Origin of the sequence: Arthrobacter sp. CAN_C5, from assembly GCF_017875735.1 — a bacterium.
Lineage (GTDB): Bacteria > Actinomycetota > Actinomycetes > Actinomycetales > Micrococcaceae > Arthrobacter_D.
In genome coordinates this window covers 1,551,340-1,569,322 of sequence record NZ_JAGGMZ010000001.1, presented here as the reverse complement: position 1 = coordinate 1,569,322, position 17,983 = coordinate 1,551,340, and the positions used below count along the sequence as shown (strand labels likewise).

Below are 17,983 nucleotides of genomic sequence, written 5' to 3'. Positions count from 1 at the left end.
TGTTGATTCTTCGGCGGCTGGTGATCCGACACTGTCTGTCAATCCGACGTCGGCTGTTGATCGAGCGGCGATGATTGATCCTATGACAGTTATCGATCCGACGGCGGCCGTTGATCCGACGCTGCCGGGTCTTGAAGAGTTTTTCGACAGCGACCGGCTCAGCGGGTTGCTGGGCCGTCCGGTGAGGGCTGACCGGCTGCGGCACAAACCCGGTACGTCCGCTGTGGCAAGAATTCGGGAAGCCGGTGGCGGGATAGGCTGGCTTGCTACCTACAGTCCTGATGCTGCAGCAAAGCTTGAAAAAACGTTTAGCCGGTCGGTGGGCAGTGGGCTGGAAGTCCAGCATGTCGCGTTGCCGGACTACCCGGACCACAGCCTGGTGTCAGGGCCCATCGAACTGGATCACCGACTGTATCGGCCCATGCGGCCGTTTCGGCGTGACGGGTTCGGCTGGATCTTTGTTGACCGCTCGGTAGAGGTGCTCAACTACAACCCGCAGCGCAGGGTGGTGTTTGCGCTTCGCCATCGGGGTGAACGTCTGGTGTGCAAGCTCGGTGCGTCGACCCCACACGCGGATGGCGAGCTGTTGGCGAGGCTCGCGTCCCGAGGTGTCCCGGTATTGGAGACAGTCGACCGGTCGGGGCTGCCGACTTCGAGTCATGTGCAGTACTTCACGTGGTTCGGGTCTGGTGACCTCAGCACCGTGGGTACCAGCAACCAGTCCTCTCAGCTGGGAGCTGCGGATCTCAGGGATACTGCCGGGGCCGGGGCCGATGCGGCTGCCGCGTCCTATGCGGCGGGCATGGCGTTGGCGTTGCTTCATCAGCAGCCCCCAGCCTTTGACACACACCGGTGGCGGGCGCCTGCCGGGTCACTGATCAAACTGGCGCGGGAGACATCGTCACTGCTTCCCGGGATTACCGACCGGCTGGAGCGGCTTCGTGTCGGACTGGAACCGCTGTTGCGGCGTCCGGGCCGGGCAGCGCTCATTCACGGTGACTTTTCTGCCGACCAGGTGCTGGTAGATGGTAACGACATCCGGCTGACGGATCTGGAGCGGTGTACCTATGGTGCAGGTGCCTCCGATCTGGGCAGCTTTGCCGCCGTCGAGATCCTGCACAGTATGCCGCTGGTGAGAGACACCGATGTGTTGGCGCTTCCCCGCACGGCGGCCATGCTGGACGGCTACAGCGCCGGCCCGACGGGCGCCACTGAGACAGAGGTCCTGGGGTGGACAATCTTTCATCTGCTCAACCGCCTGAATGAGCCTTTTCGATCCTGTTCCCCCACCTGGCGGCAAGACATGGTGAACCAATTAGACCTGATGGAGAACATCCTGTGGTGACGACAATTCCTGCGACGCTGACGGATCGTGCTGGCAGGCAGCTGAACGTCCATCGGGCATGGCCGCGTGACGGTGGTCGACTCACCTTTGAGGCGATGGACACCGATGGTGGCCAGATCAGGGCTGGAACCATCGAGGCTGACGGAGTGGTGCGTTTATCCCCGTTTGCTGAAGACCCGGTGCTGTCTGGTCTTCCCGGTGCTGCGGCGCTGGGTCAGTTGCTGGTCCACCGGTACAAGCGGCGCGCAGTGGTCCGCGATGATGCTGGATTCACCAAGCTGCTGGCTCCCGGAAAGGCCGAGGGGGTGGCAGTAGCCCACCGGTTGATGCGCTCGTTGGCGAATCGGTCAGGGATCGTGGTGCCCGACGTCGTGGTGCAGCATCCGGACAGTGTCACGTTGACGGCGGTGCACGGCACCAGTTTGCACGAGCTCGGGCGAGGGTCGACCGCAGGCAGGCATGCGGACGGTGCTAGCTCAGGAGACGGGGACGCGCCTTCGGACGGACCCGGACATGACGGCGGGGCTGACACCTCCGCCGGGATTGGCAACCCGGCCGAAACTAGCACCTGGGACGGGGCTGGCACCTGGGAGACGGCGTGGCAGCAGTGGGCCCAGCGGTGGCCCCGGCTGGCGGTTGCCCAGGCCAGGGTTGAACCGGGCAGTGCCGGACAAGGAAGCGTCGGACAGAGCAGCATCGGACAGAGCAGTGTCGGACAGGGCAGTGTTGCTCTACCCGCCCATACGGCGCGCGATGAGTGTCGCACCGTGGCCCGGTGGGTCAACCAAGTGCAGGAGTTCGAGGCGTTGCCTGTTGCACCCGCCCGGCTCCAACGGGCGTCGGCGCAGGTGGCTCGGCTGCTGATTTCAGGTGTGCCGCAGCAGGCAGTGTTGTCGCATCGTGATCTCCACGACAAGCAGGTGTTGTTCAATCCGGATTCGCGCGTCGTCGGGTTGATCGACTGCGACACGGTGGCTGTCGCTGAGCCAGCGCTCGACCTGGCGAATCTCCTGGTGCACGTCGATTTTCGCCGAGCACAGGGTGTCTATTCTGCTGCTGCGGCGCAAACGGCGAAACAGGCCGTTCTCACCGCGGCAGACGCTATCGGGGTGTCCGATCAACGGTTGGAAGCCTATGCTGCGGCGACAAGGCTTCGACTAGCGTGCCTGTATGCGTTCAGACCTCAGTATCGGGCGCTCGCACACCAGTGGTTTGAAGGCCTCGAGATCAAACTCGCAGAAACAGCTGCGGCCTAGGCTTACTCCCCTGGCTGATCTCGTCTTCCTGGAAGGGCTGGGTCAAGCTGATCTGGACGGTCGTCGGCCAGTTCCTGCTGGTCAGGCCGGTCAGGCCGGTCAGGCCGATCAGGCAGATCAGGCAGATCAGGCAGATCAGGCAGACCGATGGTGTTGATCAGATGACTGATGGTGTTGGTCGGCTGACATATGGTGTTGGCCGGCTGACCAATGGTGTTGATCAGGTGACTTAATCTAGCCAGGCATTACTCTCTTGGCAGTTCCCTCGTTTGGTCTGGGCACATCAATTGGCTTCCCTGGAGGAAACGAGTCCCACATCTACGATGCAGGCGCTGTTGGTTCGGCGAACCACAGTTTAGTTTCGCCGTACTTCTTCTCAGCGAAGCGTTCCAGACCGACCGGCCAGTTTGGCTCCTGCGAGCGCGAAGAACGTTCGAGAACGACCACTGCACCCTCGGCCAGATGCGGAACCAGCGTGGCAAGAAGAGTGGTCAGCGATTCGTTTTCCACTGGATAGGGAGGATCCATGAGGACCAGATCCCACTGGTCCTCGGGGGTCACGCGATCAAGATAGGTTTCCACCTTGAGATGGTGGACCCGCACTGTCTGATGTTTGAGGGTCTTGTTAACCAGATCAGCATTGGATCGGCTGACTGCTGCTGCCTTGTCGGCCGACTCCACCAGGTCAACGACCTTCGCTCCCCGGCTGGCGCTTTCCACGCCCAGGGAGCCTGAGCCAGCAAAAAGGTCGAGCACCCTTGCATCGGCGATGACCTCGTAGGCGTCGAGACGCGAGAACAATGCCTCTTTGACTCGGTCAGTAGTGGGCCGTGTTGCTGTACCCGGGACACTGAATAACGGTATGCCTCCAGCGGCTCCGGCGATGATTCGACTCATGTTTCAACTGTATCGACATGAGGTGGGACGTCTGGCCACCGACGGTCCTCTGCTGAAAGCAGCGGCACTATGACTCACCACGGTATGACCCATCACGGCATGACCCATCTTGGTATGACTCATCTTGGCTTGTCGCGATGGTTGGGTCGACCTATTCAGGTTGCTCCTGGGTCCTGAAAGGCGCAGCCGTCCCCGATCATCGGTAGCCAGCCAGCCAGCCAGGTAGGTAGGCAGCCAGCCAGGTAGGTAGGTAGGCAGGCAGTGCGGGGAGGACCAAAGCCCCTAGCAATTCGGGGGCTTGCACTCGGACGATAGGCACATGACCAAATTGGATGGGTTTCCTGCTACGCCGGACCGTGGGTTCCACGAATATCTTCCCGGTGTGGGTATCAGCATGGGAGCCGGAGCCGGTGTCGTCATCGGCGTGGCGATTGCGGGCGGGCCTGGGATTGCGGTCGGCGCTGGCCTCGGGGCCGCGATCGGGTTGCTGGTGGGTGCTATTGCGAGGCTGATGTATAGACCATAGACGGTTTCGGCCGTCCGGTCGTGGATGACAAACGAGCGCTTCCTATCCGCTCGTGTCCTCCAGTACCTCAACCATCAGCCGATGGAACTCGGTTGGCTGCTCCCATATAGCTCGATGCCCTGAGGTCTCAAACATCCGCAGTTCCTTGGAGGGAGCACTCAGCATTCCGTACCATTCGAGCGCGAGGTCGGCACGACCGGGGGCTTCGTAGCGCCCGTGCGCCAGGTACACGGGGATGTCGAGGCTCGTTACCTGTTCGCGAAAATCAATCTCTTGTAGCTGCGGATAGAGCACTGAGAAGACGTCGAGGGTGGCGCCGAGGTTTCGGATCTTTTCGACATTTGAGTACTCCTCGACAAAAAGTCCTTCGGAGTTCTGACCTGATCCCTCGGCGTTTGGTGTGTGGTCGTACGGATGAACAAGTTGTTCGGTGCCGATCGCCGGTTCGTAGGCCCTAATGTCGGTGTAGGGCGGTGGACCGTTCGCCTCAAGCGTGGCCTCCAGCCCGACGTCGCCTGTGCTGCGCGCCCATTCCAACGCATCCTCATAAAAAATAATGTCAGTGGCCCGCTGACTCACCATCTGACCGATGCCAACGAAGGCCTGGTAGAGCTGTGGTTCACGATCCGAAAGGAGAACCCCGAGCGTTGATCCCCACGATTGTCCGACCAAGTAGATACGGTCCTGACCGAACCGTTGGCGAAGATACTCAGTGACGGCCAGAGCGTCGCTAATTGCGTTCTCAAGCGTCAGGGTTGAGGCCGGCTCGAACTGATCCATCGACTTGCCGGTACCTCGCTGGTCGAGGGTCGCGACGACAAAGTCCTCCTCCAGGGCCGTCCCGTGGTTGCGCATCGCCCCCAACTCGGTTCCGCCGGGACCTCCAGCAAGGAACAGCAGGACCGGGTTCGTATCGCTGCGTCCCCGGATCATGAGGTTCAGCTGATGATCCTCCACATCCACGCTTGCGAACTCGGCGACACTTCCCGGCAGCGGTGTGCCGTCGTCGGCCAGGATGGCGTCCGTGGTACCCGGCAACGCGACAAGGAAGCCAAGGAGAAGAACAAATACACCGGTAAGGGCCGTGAGTCCGCGAAGCAGGACTGTCCGCACCCGCCGAGAAGTTGAAACACTGGAATCTTGGCCTTTCCGCTGATCCCATCGCCGCTCAAGCGCAGCACCCAGGACGGCACCAAACATCATCGGGATCAGGATTAGAAGCCCGTGGAACCCGCGGCCCGTAATGAACGCGATGATGCCGTATAACGAGGTGAGCTGGATTTCGTCCACGGTTGGGCCCTCAGCACCTGCACGGACGAGCTCGAACGACACCAGGAATAGCACGGGCGCAAGAAGAACCGCCCACCGCGAGCGTAGGAGGACGCCGCTGGCAGCCCCGACCAGCAGACTTATCGCCACCGTTGCGACGGCTTCGACCTCCGTCAGGGGACCTCGAGGAGTCAGCCAACCGGCCACCGCCCCATACCCGACCGTTACAGCCACCGCGACTGCCAGTCTTATCCAGGGTTTAGTCAGGATGCCACTACGTCGGCTCGGCTCGGCCGGGTCGGACGGGGACGGCGAAGTAACAAGCTGCTCTTGTGACATATCCGTGTCTTCCTGGAGGGGAAATCCTCACTTGGAGACCACATCCCGCCAATTCAGAGTCGGTGGCCCCCACTGATTCGAACACTCTCTATTCGACAGCCGGCACAGCCCACAGCACAGAGTCGAAGGTCCCGCAGCGCCGGGTAAGAGTCGGGATGTCCGCGCAGTTCCGAGAGAACCGAACGTCTGTCGCAATCACTCGACGAATGGCATGGCATGAGTGAGTTGCCCGGTGAAGCCCCCAAGAGTGGAGTCAACAAGTGCCAATGAGAAAAGCCTCTGGTGGGGGCGGGCTTGGCAAGTCTGGCAGGGCTTCAACTCGTCAGCAATGGATTGTGACCCGGCGGCGGGTGGGGATGATCCCGGTGATAGTGGTTCTGTCGAGGTCTCTGCGTCGGATCGATATACCGGGGAGGAATGAACCATGGAATCCGGCTCTTCAGCTCGATTCTCCACTCCTCCTGGTGAAGCAAATGGTGATGCCTGCTGCACAACAACACTCCGTTATCCACGGTGGTTGGGCCACCTTGACTCCACGGAATGATGTGATGCCCCTCGGTCCAGGGCGACGGCATCATGCAGTCCGGAAACGCGCATCCACCATCCCGCGCTGTCAACGCCTTTCGGAGAATGGGAGGAAACAGCCGACGAGGATTCCCCACATCCAGAATCTGTCCTTCTGTTCCCAGCACCACCGGTAGAACATTCGCATCGCAGGCAATCCGACGAATCGCCCGAGCACTGATCAAACCGCCAAATGCTGCATGACCGGCTCGACCAACATCGGCCACCAAGTCCTTGTAATTGATGGTGACCAGCACCTGCGGCCTCATCCCTCCGGCATCGGAAAGCTTGTTGCTGGCCAAAGCAATACGACATGCACCTACCAGGCCATCCAGCAGCTGCTGCGCCCATGTCGACCGATCAAGTTCATCCTCTGGAGCGTTCCCTGTTCCTGGCATAGGGGAATCTTTCTGGACACCATCCAGCTTTTCGGCTTCGGCGGTTGATAGTCCTGCCCTGGCCCGTGGATTGGTGGCTGAATACATCACCGTGATCAGGTCTTCGAACTGATCGTCGGTCGCCGAGATCTCCATGAAGCGCAGACCATGACGCTTGCCCCTTAGGAAGACTCCCTGCCGTGCTCGCAGAACCTCTTCCGTCGGCTCAGAACCATCAGGATTGAGCAAACTTTCCCACCGCTGGATCAGTACCCTGAGCACGTCCACATCCGACAGGACTGCTTGCCGAGTCAAAGTGGCTTCCATCTCATCCAGGTCTTTGGACGAAGCAAAAGGCCTGACTCTCTCCATCGCCGCACTGATTAGGCTGGCAGCCTGGCTACTGACTTCCGATCGAGCAATTGCAGCTCCCAGGTGTTCCAGCCGCGGAGCAAGCGGCTGGCCATTCAACTGAACCGTGGGTAAAACCTGGCTGGATACACGGATCCGTCTCTTCGCGTCGCTCTTACTGATTCGCAACGTGTTCCGAAGATACTCGGCGTTGTCTCTGCACCCCGTACGGTTCAGGGATCCCGTGGAGGAATCGCCGTCAGACACTCCAAGACTTAGCCGCTGATCGGATTCGCCAACAACTGCCACATTCTGATGTTCCACCGCATGTGCGGCAATCAGCTGGAGTTGCTCCGCAGTTCTGGCGAGCTGTTCGATAGCCACCGCCGTTTCGGCGAGTTTGCGGGTAGGCATCACCATACTCTCCGAACGAAATGAGTCAGCGATCCCCGCAAGTTCGGTGTTCAGCCAAGCTAAATACCGAGGGGTATCGGTCTGCTGCTCGAACGGGCTGATTGCCATGATCAATTCTATCGAACATAGATTCGAACAAGATAGCGAAGATGGCCAGTGTGGAGGAGGAGTCGCCCACTTGTCCTCCACAGCATCAGGGCCGCCATCACGGACCCATGGCGGGGTGACGCTGACACCGAAGTCCCGCACCCACGAAGGCTAGCCCCGCTCCAGGAACGCTTCCTTCTCGGGATTCAGGTACAGATCCATTGCCTCGGCAAGGTCGGGATGATCCACCAGATCGAGATCGTCAGCCACGATCTGCTGTGCATCTTCGCGTGCCTTCTCGATGATCTTCACGTCTTTGACTACCCGAAGGAACTTCAACGCCGACCGTCCGCCGGACTGTGATGCACCCAGAATGTTGCCTTCGCGCCTGAGCTCAAGATCTTTCTGTGACAGTTCGAAGCCGTCGGTAGTCGAGGCGACAGCCGCCAGTCTCTCCCTGCTGGGATGCTCGGGGTCGAGCTGTGTCACCAGCAGACAGGTTCCGGGATGCCCGCCCCGACCTACTCGGCCCCTCAGCTGATGCAGCTGGGAAATACCAAACCGGTCCGCATCCATGATGACCATCAGCGTGGCATTGGGAACGTCCACACCGACCTCGATCACCGTGGTGGATACCAGGAGTTGGATACTGCCGTCATTGAAGCGGGCCATGGTGGCGCTCTTCTCGGCGGGATCCAGACGTCCATGCAGCATTCCCATCGACATGCCCCGCAGCGAGGGTACGTCTTGGAGTGTCTCGAACAACTCGTTGACCGACGTCAATTCCTGCTGAGGACCCCTGTTATCCGACAGCGCGTCTGGCGAGTAGAGCTCCAGCGCCGTGGAGTCCTCTTCCTGGTCGCCAATCTTGGGACACACCACGTACACCTGACGTCCGGCGTCGATCTCCTCCCTGGCCCGCGCCCAGATGCGCTCAATCCAGTCGGGATGTTCGGTGAGACCTACCTGATGGGTAGTGATCGGTGCCCTTCCTGCGGGCAGCTCGGTCAAGGTCGACACGTCCAAGTCACCAAACACCGTCATCGCGACCGTCCGGGGAATGGGGGTCGCGGTCATCACCAGCACGTGCGGCGAATTGGTGGCCTTGGATCGCAACACGTCGCGTTGCTCGACGCCGAATCGGTGCTGTTCATCCACCACGATGAGCCCGAGGTCGAAGAAGCTCACATTCTCGGACAGCAGGGCATGGGTCCCGATCACAATCCCGGCCTCACCCGTCGCCGCGTCCAGCATTGCCTGTTTACGCTGCGCGGTAGACATTGAGCCGGTCAGTAGGACCACCTTGGTTCCATCGACGGCTCCCCCCAGCATCCCTCCCATGGCCAGCGACCCCAGCGTCCGGGTGATGGATTGCAGATGCTGTGCAGCCAGAACCTCGGTCGGCGCCAACAGTGCGGCCTGACCACCGGCGTCGATCACCTGCAACATCGCCCGCAGCGCGACCAACGTCTTACCGGAGCCCACCTCACCCTGCAGGAGCCGGTTCATCGGATGGGAAGAGGACAGGTCCTCGGTCAGGGTCTCCCCGATATGCTTCTGTCCGTCGGTGAGGGTGAAGGGCAGCTGGGCGTCGAACTGGTCCAGCAGTCCGCCCGACCGCGGCTTGCGCGACGTCGCCTCCTCTAGCGAGGTGAGCGCCCGACGTCGGGCCAGTGCAGTCTGCAAGACCAGCGCCTCCTGATAGCGGAAGCGGTGTTTGGCCCGGTAGGTGTCTTCAATCGCATGGGGACGATGGATCAACTCATAGGCCTGGGTGATATTCATCAGCTTGTCGCGGCGCGCAATGTCCGGCGGCACTGGATCATTGAACTGAGAGTGCACCAGCCTGTCGAGCAACGTTTCGACGGCTTTCTTGATGGTTTCGCTGGGAACCTTCGCCGACGCCGGGTACACCGGCAGGGGCGCCTCGAGGAGATCGGGGTCGACGGGTCCGTCGTCGTCGAGCAATGAATAAATGGGGTTGGTAAGGGTCAGCCGGTGCCGATATTCAGTCACCTTGCCGGAGAACATGGCGTGGACGCCGGGACGCAGGTCCCTTGCGGCCTGGCGACCATTAAAGAAGGAGAGGCTGAGCCTGCCGAGCTGGCCTCCGGTGTCGTCGGTGATCACTACCTCGCACAAAGATCCCTTACGGGCCCGCATCTGCCTCAGGTTTGCGGATTGCACCCGTGCAATCAGTGTCACGTCTTCGCCCAATGGCACAGAGCTCACGGGAGTGAGCTCACCGCGCTCAAAATAGGCGCGCGGGAAGTGGTTGAGCAGATGGCTAAAGGTGTGAAGGTTGAGGGTCTCGGCAAAGGCTTTGACCTTGGCCTTGGGACTGACAACCCCATCGAGGGGAGAGTTGAGTTCCCCGGTCGTTGGACTATCCACTGGCCTCTTGGACTTCGCTGTACAGGGGCGTATCGCCGAGCCGTGGGGAAGCCAGCTGAGTCACCGAGACATTCATGGGATTGCCGGCTTCCTGGATGAGTTTCAGTGCAGGCTCAGGAGTGGGCACATGGACGTGGACCCGCCACCGGTAGCCCTCTTCCACCTCGGTTACTGCGCTCATGATGACCGAATCGCCGAGCTCGTCCAGGTGCAGCCGCAGGGTTGCGGCGTCGAGGGGGCTGAGATTGATGGTGCACATGACCTCCACACCCTCGGCGTCGCCGCCGTTATGGATGTGGGGTGCCTGGATGTCGTAGCCGTGAAGACCATCGAGGAGCTCGTCCTGGAGTTCCTCGCCAAGCGATGCGGCGCGCAGCGCATCCAGGATGAGAAGGAACCCCACTCCCCCGGCGTCCACCACCTTGGCCTGGGTCAGCACACCGAGTTGGCTCTCGGTGTGGACGACTGCTACAAGGGCTGCCTCAACGGCTGCCTGAAGGGTCAGGGCGAGGGCGTGGTTACTGTCGTCGCCGTTCTGGGCACCGTCGACGACGGCGGCTCCGCGGGCTGTCGCTTCGAGGACAGAGAGCATGGTGCCGGGAACCGGATCACTGAGCGCAGACCAGCTGCGGATCTGCGCGCGTTGCAGCGCTGTGGCGAGCAACGGGCCCGACAGCCGCATGTGGTGGTGCAATGGCTCGGCGATTGCCGAGAGGAAAACCGCGAACAGAGTGCCGGAGTTTCCTCTCGCGTCCTCCATGGCGGCCTGACCGGCGGTCTTCAGGAGTTCGCCGAGGTCCGAGGTGTCTGCCGCGTTGGCGGCCTGGGACGCGGCGCGGACCGTGAGGTAGAGGTTGGTGCCGGTATCGCCGTCGGCCACGGGAAAAATGTTGATGGCGTTCAGCCGGTCGCTGTGGTTACCCAGGGACTCTTCGGCCTTGCTCAACCATCGCTTCATCGCAGTCGCGTTAGCGGTGATTTTCGTCTGCAAAGTGATCCCATCCCACGTAGGCATGTGACTGCGGCGCTGCGGTCACTCCGGGCAATCCGGCACATACCGAGCCTACCGCAGTGAGGTCTACAGGGTGAGAGCGAATGGGGGTGTTGATGGCGTGCTCGCAGTCTGACTGCCCTCACCGCAGCTTCGGCGGTAACACCTAAGGGGAACATCGCGCCGCTGCAGTAGGCTGTAACGCAGAACACGACCCCATCGAACCTGAGGATACTCTTGCCTGTCATCATGCCGATCTATGGAACCCGACCCGAAGCTATCAAGATGGCCCCGATTGTTGCGGCGTTGAAGGACGCCGAAGGATTTGAGTGCATCGTCACCGTCACCGGGCAGCACCGCGCCATGCTCGATCAGGTAAACGACCTGTTCGGTATTGTTCCTGATTTCGACCTGAATATTCTGCAGCAGCGGCAAACCCTCGCCTCGATCATGACCAAGACCATCGACGGCCTGGACAGCCTGTTTGAGCGGTCCAGGCCCGACGCCGTCATTGTCCAGGGAGACACAACCACGTCAACCGCCGCCGCAATCGCCGCCTTCTACCACGGTATTCCCGTGGTCCACGTGGAGGCCGGCCTTCGTTCCGGCGACCTGTTCTCCCCTTTCCCGGAGGAGGCAAACCGAAAGATCACCTCCCAGATCGCCAGCCTCCATCTGGCCCCGACGACTACCAGCCGGGACAACCTGCTCGCTGAGAATGTCCCTCCAACGTCCATCGTGGTGACCGGAAACACCGTGATCGATGCCCTTCTGGAGACAGTGAAAAAGCAGGTGCCGTTCAACGATCCTCAGTTGGAAGTTCTCGCACGTTCCGGACGAAAAATCCTCCTCGTGACAACACACCGGCGTGAAAACCAGGGAGACGGTATGCGCGGAATCGGGCGTGCGATCGCTCGGATCGCGGATGCAGAATCCGATCTAGTGATCGTCTTGCCTGTGCACAAGAACCCTGCCGTCCGTGAAGCTGTCCTGCCCGCACTGGAGGGACGGTCAAATGTCCTCGTGACAGAGCCTCTGGCGTACGGCGAATTCACCCGTCTCCTCTCGCTCGCGCATATTGTGCTGACAGACTCTGGCGGAGTCCAGGAAGAAGCACCGAGCCTTGGCAAGCCCGTCCTTGTGATGCGTGACAACACCGAACGGCCCGAGGCCGTTGGCGCGGGTACCGTCAAACTTATTGGGACCGACGAGGAGAGAATCGTTGCTGAGGTTGATCAGCTTCTCAATGACGCAGACAGCTTCAGTGCGATGGCGAACGCTGTCAACCCCTACGGAGATGGCCTCGCCGCTTCCCGCTCGGTTGCCGCAATCGCGGAACTGCTGGGAATAGGCTCCCGGACACCGGACTTTGTAGAGCACTCAGCCTGACACTAAAAAGAGGCTGAAGGCCAACTTCTACATTTACAGGAACTCCGTTGGAGCGACACCTACGGTTACATTGACCCGTCATAGAAACTAACTGGTGTACTATATTTCCCGCCAGTTTCTGGTCAGCGCGTTTCGCCAAGCCGTCCATTTTTACTCTTTGGGCAGCGCGCTAGCAAGCCCATTCCAGCTTGGTAATCTCCGAGGCCTCCTGGAAAGCGACCTTCAATCCAGGCTTACCGAAACTGGATCAGACTTCGACGTTCCACTATGAGATCTGACTGACGAACGATTAGGAGTGCTCGTCTCCGGGAAAGGCCGATATATCACCCGTTCAGTCGAGCTGGTGCAGAGTAGGCTGCTCAACGCACACTCCGATCCCTTAGTGGATCATGATCCGGACCTTTAAATACCCCGTCCTTTGGTGACAGGCTGCGCGGCGATTCGAGGACTATCTGCGGAATGATGTAATCCTTGAAAAGGTAGTTCTCCACAATATCCCTGGTCGGATCAAACGCGACATCATCCGCTGCCTCAAGCGCTACGTCATCCGCGAGGTGGACCACTTCATCAAAGCGAACCAGAAAATCGGCGAAATCAGGAGTCGAAAAATATAGGATCATCGACGCGCTGGACGAGACCATGAACAACTGATCAAAGACAGAACTCGTCCGGAGCTCCGAAACGCGACCCGGTACGTGGAAAACGGTGGAGGACCTCGAACTAGCGACCCTTGGACGGTTTCACTGGCAGAACGACGAACGACTGCTCGGCTACCTCGGCGACATTCCACCCTCAGAATTCGAGCAGGCGTTCTATGCTGGCAGAACCAACATCACCCAGCTGGGCTAAATCGAAACCGCGGGCCACTATTAAGCCCAAAGCCGCTCACTCGGAACCGTACTGACTCTTCCAACGGCACCACGCCCCCTCGGTGACCGGCAGTTCCTTGATGACCTCGCGATCATCAGCTGTCCACCGCTGAGCATCTTTTGACCATCACAAACCTTCGGGATGACCTGATCAGGGGTATGTCTCCGCGTCATTCGGTGAGTCTTCTTCTGCACCCACTATCAGATGCTAAAACGTCATAAACACCCAGCTCCTACTTGGCGACACAAGCACGGAGAGTGTTCACAGACGCGGACTTTCATTCTGCCGGCGGTTAATATTCCTAGTAACGAATCTAAAAATAATTCGATCCTCCGCTTCCAGCGTCACGACCGAACAACTATTGTGCAAAATGTAATCTTGGCTTTGAGTTGAAGTCGAACGGGGTCCTATTTACCTACCTGCCCAGTGGCAGCAAGAAATTCAACGACGAGCCCTGTATGATGCTTGAAGAAATGCCAGCAAAGTTAGCCGCTTTACGAAGTTGAGAATTCGTGATGGAGCGGTTTTCACGGTTTGGAGAATTGGATTGGAAAAAAGCCATTCCTTTGGTGGAAATATTGGATTCAAACGTTTTCCATTGCCTGTCGAAAATTGCAAGCGCTGAAGGCTTCGCTCGGAAACGCCACAGCGCCAGATAGATTTCCCATACGTTTCCCCAGTCTCGCGACCAAGTTGGAGATTCGTTCAGATCAGTTTGGCCAGAAAGGACCTCGCGAGCAATTAACTCGGCCGCTTCACCCAATACCTCTACCCATCGGTCATGAAGATCTGGGTCCAATATTTCTGATACGAATGAACCCCAGCCCACTATAGTTGCCTGATAGGCGACGCTGAAGCCTAGTTCAAGCGAACCATTCCAATCCTCACGGTAGGCCCACCAACCAGCTTCATGCGCGCCGAACCTGTATATGAGGTGTTCCAGAATAAGCACAACTTGTATTCTGTATTTCTCGTCAGAAGTCACCTGATAAGCACGTGCTAATACAATCGCAGCGTAGGCATTTCCGTTCAAAACGTCGAATTGAGTTGTCGAGGCATTTTTATATACAGCCCCAGGGTTCTCGGCCGATATCCGCGTGAGAACGTATTCGGCCGCAGATAACAAAACGTGTTTTGCGTCAGGTGACCCAGAGGCATCATATACGCGATACAAGGCGTCCGCAGCAGCTCCTATTTCAGCAATATCCTCAATAGGCTCTTCTCCGATGGGCACGTTATAGGGTCCGCCGAATGATCCGTTGATGTTTTGCCGAGATCTTATATCTGTCGCTAGTGCGTCCGCTATTTTTTTATTGTTTAGGCCCGATACTGTTCCATGTAAAGCATAAAAATGCGCTATTTGGCTCTGGGAACAACAACTGGCGAGCGCCCCAAGCTCCGGATCAAAAATTGCTAAGCCATTTTCAGTTTTGGATTGCACTAAAAGCTCGTCAAAAAAAGGCTTCATACGCCAGAGGGCAGAAAAGTTGTTTCCCGCCGTAGTACTTTCATTCAAAATAGAAGGCGAGCCCTCTGGTTCAATTTTCATTCGACACCATTCTCTAATGCGACTTGCCATTATTCAACCCAGTCCGACAGGGCCGTTTTGAAACAAGGTCTCGTGACAAACAAAGACTGTAATTAAAGTCGGGCAAGTACAGCCTACCACCCATGGATTGGCAAAAGGCACTTAACAGCTTCTAAGGGAATGGCACCGCGGCCGCTCGTAGAAAATGTCAATTTACTCAAACATTGCATTCGCAAGATCTGCCTTGGTGCGCCGCTTCTTCCCTTTGAACAGCTCTATTTGCATGCTCGACCAGAACGATTCGATCATCGAGTTGTTGTAGCAGTCGCCGACTGTCCCGAGCGATGGTATCAGCCCGGAGGCTCGTATTTTGTCCGTGAAGGCCCACGAGGTGAACTGGGTGCCATGGTCGGCATGAACAATGCCGCCGGTCTCCGGCTTCCTGATTCTGATGGGTATGTCGAGCGTGTTGATAACAAGGTTGGTATCTTGGGCGCTATCGGTTGTCCAGCCGACGGTCTTCCCGGAATAGGTGTCCATGACAGCGCAGCAGAACACCTTGCCTTCTCGATGCTTTCCTCATGACCGCCACCTCTCCCTCAAGTAGCCGAATCTTCTTCTTCGCCTTCGCCATCTCACCGCTATTCGGCGTCGTGATGCTGGGATGTTCACCTCGGTCTATCTGATCCAGGCGAACGCAGTTATGAATCGCCGCCGCGCTTACGCCGAGTTCGACCGCAGCTGTTGTGATCCGTTAACCGGCCCGGACGAGCGCGACAGCTCTCCTTCGGAACTCGGCAGGAAAGGAACGTAACACAGGTGAAACCTCTCAACAGAAGCCCAATCCTCAGACAATAGTGGGCAACCAAACTTTGGGGCACGTCCGGAAGGCGACCAAACCCCCGGGGCAAGCCCATGGGCATAGGTCAGAGTTGAACCTAAATGTCTGGCTAGACCACCGGGTGGTATTGGCCGAGAAACGACCTCACTTGGGCGAACTCCTCCCAATCCCCTTTGCTGTAGAAGCACACACCACCTTCCACTAGCTTCCTGGCTAGCCCGCCCATCAGCTTTGCTGGGAAGTTAGCGTACAGAGTGTCGTTTGCCCTCTCAAAGAAGGTCAGGTCGAGCCTGTCGACAAGAAGGTTAGCCTTATTCGGGATACCCGATACAAGGCTTCCTGCGACTTCGCTGCCTGCATGTTTTAGGACGTAAAGCGATAACAGGTCGAGAGCAAAAATCTTCCCAAACCGATAGTGTGGTTGTGCTGGGGCCGGAATGTCCGGTAGGCCAACAGCCACCCCCAACCGCCCCGCTGTGACACTAGCAAGAATCGATTTGCGATAGAGTTTTTCCTCGCCTGGGCTCGCCACCGATAGCAAAGAATTTGCGACGAGATTAGGTTCGGTGCGCAGCATCACGGCTAAGGTCCCTATTTCAGTCAAACCCAAAACGTATGGCGCGTTGATGTATCCCGCTGCCTTGAATGGAGGGAATGTGTTGTTCCTTGCGGCAACCGGGGCAGTCCTCATGTTGTCGGGGCTAGCTTCGAGTATCCCGCCGAAAGTGTGGTACTTGGCTTTATAGTGGTTGCCTGCAAGGATCGCGCCAATGCCCATGAATGACCAAGAGTTTTGTCTTAGCGGGGTGTCAGCTAGGTTCGTTGAAACTCGGAGGGTGTCCCAGCGTTCGAAGGATTCGCGTTCCCTCGCGAACCTGCCACCAAAGTCCATGGAAACAAGCTTTACATCCTCTGGCATCAACATTTTCGCTGCGAGCGAGTCAAATCCACCACTGAAACTGAGCAAAGACCCGGCCCTATGGAATTGGATTTCCTCCGTGGCTGCGCGTGCCGCGACTTGCGCTTGCGTCAGTTCTCGAATCGCAGGAAAAACCCGCTCAGATACTGGGAAGTCATAATAAATTTCGCTATATTTCCTGCCACATAAAGTCGAGAGCGCAACCGCCACTGAAGTTGTTGTTACCCGAATGTCTTCACTGAACTCGAACCACAGATCGTATTCATCCTCTACGGTTGACGCCAACACCTCGACCCGGCGCTCAGACACGGATAGGTCGCGAAAGCTGATGCTCGATGCCACTCAACCACCCTACCCCGCCACAAATGGTGAACGGTCCCGGGATGCCGCTATCTTCTGTAAGAAAAATAGTGATTATGCCCAAGCAGTTATCCCGAGGTCCGTAATCCTGCAGTGCGCACGACGGTAAACCGGTTGTTCGAATACCTTTCTGTCTATACCGCTTGAGGGGCTTTGGTGCCGAAACACGGTGTCTGTGCCGAATCGCTGCGGCACTGGGTGGTCCAGGCCCAGATCGATGCCGGCGAGAGGACCGGGCCGAGCAGTGATGAATTAGAGGGAACTAGGTGGCTCAGGGCCGAAGTGTGGGATTCGAAGGAATCCAACGAGATCCTGAAACAAGCCTCGATTTTCTTCGCGAGGGAACTCGACCCTCGCCGCCGCTGATCTGCCGATTCCTCGACCGAACGTGCGCTCTTGGTTATGGGATCGAGTCGATCTGCGCCGTCCGGCGTGACCAGGGCAGGCAGGACGCCGCACGAACCTACCGGGTGTGGAAGACACGCCTGCCAGCGTTGCGCACCCTTGAAGGCGCCCGCCCTTCCGATGCCCTACGAGCCTTGAACCTCCCCGATACGAAAGGGCGCCCACGCCCCGAGATCATCTACGCGCGGCGGAAGATGACGCAGTGGCTGCGCAGAATCGGGTTTCCGGAAGCCTCCGAACACACTGGGGACCGGCTGATGCGCGAAAAATACATGAACGGTCTGATCAGAGGCCACAGGACCCGCACCACGGTCCCCAGCAAGGAAGTCCGCCGCGCCGTGTTTTCTGTTGAATCGAGACTTCACAGCACTGGCACCGAACCAGGTTTGGGTCACTGGCTTTACTTCCGTTCCGGTCTATGTCGGGTTCGTCAACGTGGTCCTGGTCATCGACCCTTATTCCCGGGCGATCGTCGGCTGGGACACCTTCACCGCAAAAGACACCGGGCACTGCCCCCGCGTTTGTGGAACATTGCCTGCGGATGCCTTTTTTGCGCCGTCAACACACCGACGGGCCATCGGCGAAGGGACTGATTCATCATTCTGACGCGGGGAGCCCAAGGTGAATTCAATTGGTCGTCGCAACACCTCGATTACGGAGGCTCGCGATGGGACGCGGTGGGAAGGAGTTACGGAAGGTTCCGGAGGGTGCGCGTCGGCACCGGGCGGCGGATCGGAAAGATGAGATACCTCTGCGAATTGCAGTCGGTGAATCCACCGAGTGCCCGGAATGCGGCAGAACTCATCAGTGGGAAGAGGGCAAGGTCGGATTCTCCGATTAGTACGGGTAGATCTAAGCGGC

13 protein-coding genes and 3 pseudogenes are annotated in these 17,983 nt (G+C 58.6%); 6 read left to right on the top strand and 10 right to left on the bottom strand.

All coding sequences use genetic code 11. From position 1 onward, the window contains the following. Nucleotides 1-82 precede the first annotated feature (82 nt). Genes H4V95_RS07390 through H4V95_RS18930 form a run of 3 tightly spaced genes read left to right on the top strand, consistent with a single transcriptional unit; the run spans nt 83 to nt 2,834 of the window. Nucleotides 83-1,345, top strand: coding sequence for a phosphotransferase family protein (locus H4V95_RS07390; protein ID WP_209729645.1), 1,263 nt, complete (start codon nt 83-85; stop codon nt 1,343-1,345). Further along, entirely contained in the window at nt 1,342-2,601 is a 1,260-nt protein-coding gene (locus H4V95_RS07385; RefSeq protein ID WP_209729643.1) for a phosphotransferase, read from the top strand. Before H4V95_RS07390 ends, H4V95_RS07385 begins: the two co-directional genes overlap by 4 nt. 14 nt (nt 2,602-2,615) lie before the next feature. After that, entirely contained in the window at nt 2,616-2,834 is a 219-nt protein-coding gene (locus H4V95_RS18930) for a hypothetical protein (RefSeq protein WP_395939868.1), read from the top strand. A gap of 85 nt (nt 2,835-2,919) precedes the next feature. On the opposite strand, the gene rsmD is transcribed toward H4V95_RS18930, so the two are convergent. Next, on the bottom strand, nt 2,920-3,498 hold the full coding sequence (gene rsmD, locus H4V95_RS07375; protein WP_196866582.1) for a 16S rRNA (guanine(966)-N(2))-methyltransferase RsmD: 579 nt from the start codon (nt 3,496-3,498) through the stop codon (nt 2,920-2,922). Between the two features lie 319 nt (nt 3,499-3,817). Here rsmD and H4V95_RS07370 point away from each other — a divergent pair, with 319 nt between their 5' ends. Then, nucleotides 3,818-4,024 carry a hypothetical protein gene (locus H4V95_RS07370; RefSeq protein WP_209729641.1) on the top strand — a complete coding sequence of 69 codons (207 nt, stop codon included), beginning with the start codon at nt 3,818-3,820 and terminating at the stop codon, nt 4,022-4,024. Between the two features lie 42 nt (nt 4,025-4,066). On the opposite strand, the gene H4V95_RS07365 is transcribed toward H4V95_RS07370, so the two are convergent. The 4 genes from H4V95_RS07365 to H4V95_RS07350 all read right to left on the bottom strand — a co-directional run bounded on the left by H4V95_RS07365 (nt 4,067) and on the right by H4V95_RS07350 (nt 10,777). Next, nucleotides 4,067-5,632 carry an alpha/beta fold hydrolase gene (locus tag H4V95_RS07365; protein WP_209729639.1) on the bottom strand — a complete coding sequence of 522 codons (1,566 nt, stop codon included), beginning with the start codon at nt 5,630-5,632 and terminating at the stop codon, nt 4,067-4,069. A gap of 314 nt (nt 5,633-5,946) precedes the next feature. Then, nucleotides 5,947-7,446: an HNH endonuclease signature motif containing protein gene (locus tag H4V95_RS07360; RefSeq protein ID WP_209729637.1), complete on the bottom strand. Its 1,500-nt coding sequence runs from the start codon at nt 7,444-7,446 to the stop codon at nt 5,947-5,949. 150 nt (nt 7,447-7,596) lie between these two features. After that, complete coding sequence (locus tag H4V95_RS07355; protein ID WP_209729635.1) at nt 7,597-9,819, bottom strand: ATP-dependent DNA helicase RecG; 2,223 nt, start codon at nt 9,817-9,819, stop codon at nt 7,597-7,599. Continuing rightward, the gene (locus H4V95_RS07350) at nt 9,812-10,777 is read right to left on the bottom strand and encodes a DAK2 domain-containing protein (protein ID WP_209729633.1); all 966 of its coding nucleotides are present in this window, start codon (nt 10,775-10,777) and stop codon (nt 9,812-9,814) included. The genes H4V95_RS07355 and H4V95_RS07350 overlap by 8 nt, the downstream gene beginning before the upstream one ends. Before the next feature lie 282 nt (nt 10,778-11,059). On the opposite strand from H4V95_RS07350, the gene wecB reads away from it, so the two are divergent. After that, the gene (wecB, locus tag H4V95_RS07345) at nt 11,060-12,199 is read left to right on the top strand and encodes a non-hydrolyzing UDP-N-acetylglucosamine 2-epimerase (protein WP_395939825.1); all 1,140 of its coding nucleotides are present in this window, start codon (nt 11,060-11,062) and stop codon (nt 12,197-12,199) included. Nucleotides 12,200-12,558: 359 nt separating this feature from the next. Here wecB and H4V95_RS07340 read toward each other — a convergent pair whose 3' ends face one another. After that, on the bottom strand, nt 12,559-12,840 hold the full coding sequence (locus tag H4V95_RS07340; RefSeq protein ID WP_209729629.1) for a hypothetical protein: 282 nt from the start codon (nt 12,838-12,840) through the stop codon (nt 12,559-12,561). A 13-nt stretch (nt 12,841-12,853) separates the two neighbouring features. Between H4V95_RS07340 and H4V95_RS18310 the strand changes: the two are divergent. After that, a pseudogene (locus tag H4V95_RS18310) lies at nt 12,854-13,048 on the top strand (IS3 family transposase); the annotation flags it as partial. 39 nt (nt 13,049-13,087) lie between these two features. Here H4V95_RS18310 and H4V95_RS07330 read toward each other — a convergent pair. The 4 genes and pseudogenes from H4V95_RS07330 to H4V95_RS07315 form a co-directional block, all read right to left on the bottom strand. Continuing rightward, a pseudogene (locus tag H4V95_RS07330) lies at nt 13,088-13,242 on the bottom strand (IS3 family transposase); the annotation flags it as partial. A 242-nt stretch (nt 13,243-13,484) separates the two neighbouring features. Continuing rightward, nucleotides 13,485-14,618: a hypothetical protein gene (locus H4V95_RS07325; protein WP_209729625.1), complete on the bottom strand. Its 1,134-nt coding sequence runs from the start codon at nt 14,616-14,618 to the stop codon at nt 13,485-13,487. A gap of 195 nt (nt 14,619-14,813) precedes the next feature. Next, nucleotides 14,814-15,167, bottom strand: a pseudogene (locus H4V95_RS07320) (transposase); the annotation flags it as partial. A gap of 380 nt (nt 15,168-15,547) precedes the next feature. Next, nucleotides 15,548-16,699 (bottom strand): hypothetical protein, encoded by a 1,152-nt coding sequence (locus tag H4V95_RS07315; RefSeq protein ID WP_209729621.1) that lies wholly within the window; start codon nt 16,697-16,699, stop codon nt 15,548-15,550. Nucleotides 16,700-17,983: the final 1,284 nt, after the last annotated feature.

Bases quoted from the DNA above. Each gene is read 5' to 3' on its own strand.
- H4V95_RS07390 (WP_209729645.1), top strand. From the start codon at position 83: ATGACAGTTATCGATCCGACGGCGGCCGTTGATCCGACGCTGCCGGGT.
- rsmD (WP_196866582.1), bottom strand. From the start codon at position 3,498: ATGAGTCGAATCATCGCCGGAGCCGCTGGAGGCATACCGTTATTCAGT.
- H4V95_RS07370 (WP_209729641.1), top strand. From the start codon at position 3,818: ATGACCAAATTGGATGGGTTTCCTGCTACGCCGGACCGTGGGTTCCAC.
- H4V95_RS07365 (WP_209729639.1), bottom strand. From the start codon at position 5,632: ATGTCACAAGAGCAGCTTGTTACTTCGCCGTCCCCGTCCGACCCGGCC.
- H4V95_RS07360 (WP_209729637.1), bottom strand. From the start codon at position 7,446: ATGGCAATCAGCCCGTTCGAGCAGCAGACCGATACCCCTCGGTATTTA.
- H4V95_RS07350 (WP_209729633.1), bottom strand. From the start codon at position 10,777: ATGAAGCGATGGTTGAGCAAGGCCGAAGAGTCCCTGGGTAACCACAGC.
- wecB (WP_395939825.1), top strand. From the start codon at position 11,060: ATGCCGATCTATGGAACCCGACCCGAAGCTATCAAGATGGCCCCGATT.
- H4V95_RS07340 (WP_209729629.1), bottom strand. From the start codon at position 12,840: ATGGTCTCGTCCAGCGCGTCGATGATCCTATATTTTTCGACTCCTGAT.
- H4V95_RS07325 (WP_209729625.1), bottom strand. From the start codon at position 14,618: ATGAAAATTGAACCAGAGGGCTCGCCTTCTATTTTGAATGAAAGTACT.